Consider the following 1,605-nt stretch of genomic DNA (forward strand, 5'->3'; position numbering starts at 1 on the left):
GTGATGGGGTGGTGGGTGGGGCGGTGCGGCCGCGGCCGGACCAGGCGTGCTCGGCGAGTTCCCACAGGGCGAGCAGCCGGGGGCCGTCGGCGCCGGTGTGTGCGGCCAGCGCCTCCACCGCCTGGCGGGGCGGGAGTTGGGTGCCGTTGAGGCAGCGTTCCCACGAGGACCTGCTGTAGGCGGTCGCGGCGGCCAGCGCGGAGAAGCTGAGCTCTGCCGCCTCCTTGGCCCGGCGCATCTCGGTGACCAGACGGCGCACGTCGGGATGCGCGCGCTCGGGTAGGGGCTTCCATTCGGCCATCCGCGTCTTCCCCCACTTCGATGCGGTGTCAGTTGTCCTCGCTGGTCCGGCTGGTCGGGGCCGGCGGCAAGGGTCCGGTAGGCGACTTTCCACAGTGACGGTATCGCTACACAGGGTGTGCGGAACAGGTGTGAAAAGGAGTAGGAAGGGCGCATGTGCTCACGTTCGGCGCGGCTGTGCGCCGTGGCGCTCGTCCTGACGGTGACCGCGACCGTGGCGGCGGCGGTCGGTGGTTGCGCGCGGCCCGGTGAGCCGGGCACCGCCTCCTCCGCGCCCGCCGCCTCCGACACCCGTTACGTGCGCGGTGACGGCCCGCTCGCCGACGACTGGCGGGACGAGGGCCTGCTCGGCGAGGACCTGCCCGAGCGCAGCGACCTCGCCGGGATGTGGCAGACGCTCCTGTGGGCCGACGGCTACCTGGAACGGGCCGCCATCGACTGCCACCACGCCGGTGCCACGCTGCGCGCGACCCGCGCCTGGCAGTCGAACAACGGGCTGCCGGCCGACGGGATCGTCGGACCGCTCACCTTCGGCGCGGCCGGGAAACGCCTGGTCGCGGCGGCCGACGGGCTGGTGGTCTACCGGGGTGAGCGGCATCGGGTGCCGTTCCGGCGGGCGGAGGACGGCAGATACCTCGTCGAGGACTCCGGCACCTACCGGCCGCTCCGCCGGGACCGGGCCACACTGAGGATCTGCCAACGCCAGGGCTCCGCCGCCCCGACCGGCTGACGGCCCGGCGGGCGAAGGTCAGTCCGACCAGGTGCGGTCGTGGGCCGCCACACAGGTCTGCCGGCCGTCGACGAGCGCGCACACCTGGACGCCCGTCGCGTGGCTGCCGACCGCCGGCACCATACGGGTGCGGGCGGCGCCCGCCGGCTCGCGCCGCAGGCCGAAGTCCGGTGCGCTGACCGACAGTCCGTCCGTGCCGTGCGGCGGGTCCACCTCGCCCCACGCGGCGTGGCAGCGCGGACTGTGGAACAGCTGCACCCGGTGGCCCTGCCGGTCGTGGCGCCCCAGCCGGCGGGCGTCGGCCGTGCAGCCCTCACGCTCCGGGTCCCGGCCCGCGCACCGCTCGCCACGGCAACCCGCCGGTGTCGCGGCGGCCGACGGGCCGCTTGCGGGCGGGGGCAGCGGCCACGGCCACTCGGCGCCGCCGCCTCCCCCCGCGGAGCCCGGTACGGCCGCCAGCAGAGCGAGCGCGCACACCGCGGCCGCGGCCCTGCCGATCCGGCGGACGGACCGTGGCGCCGACCGGGATGCGTACGGCGGAGCCGGAGTCCGCCCGGTGGGCGGCGGGTTCCGGG

The 1,605-nt window shown here is 76.1% G+C and carries 3 protein-coding genes; 1 reads left to right on the plus strand and 2 read right to left on the minus strand.

Annotation, left to right across the window (positions count from 1 at the left end):
• On the minus strand, positions 1 to 301 hold a 301-nt coding region (locus tag GL263_RS26160), incomplete at its 3' end, for a helix-turn-helix domain-containing protein (RefSeq protein WP_182858211.1).
• A 153-nt stretch (positions 302 to 454) separates the two neighbouring features.
• On the opposite strand from GL263_RS26160, the gene GL263_RS26165 reads away from it, so the two are divergent.
• Positions 455 to 1,030, plus strand: a complete 576-nt coding sequence (locus tag GL263_RS26165; RefSeq protein ID WP_182858212.1) for a peptidoglycan-binding domain-containing protein — start codon at positions 455 to 457, stop codon at positions 1,028 to 1,030.
• Between the two features lie 18 nt (positions 1,031 to 1,048).
• Here GL263_RS26165 and GL263_RS26170 read toward each other — a convergent pair.
• A partial coding sequence (locus GL263_RS26170) for a DUF2690 domain-containing protein (RefSeq protein WP_228456843.1) occupies positions 1,049 to 1,605 on the minus strand: 557 nt, incomplete at its 5' end.

This window comes from Streptomyces durbertensis (assembly GCF_014156695.1).
GTDB classification, from domain to species: domain Bacteria; phylum Actinomycetota; class Actinomycetes; order Streptomycetales; family Streptomycetaceae; genus Streptomyces; species Streptomyces durbertensis.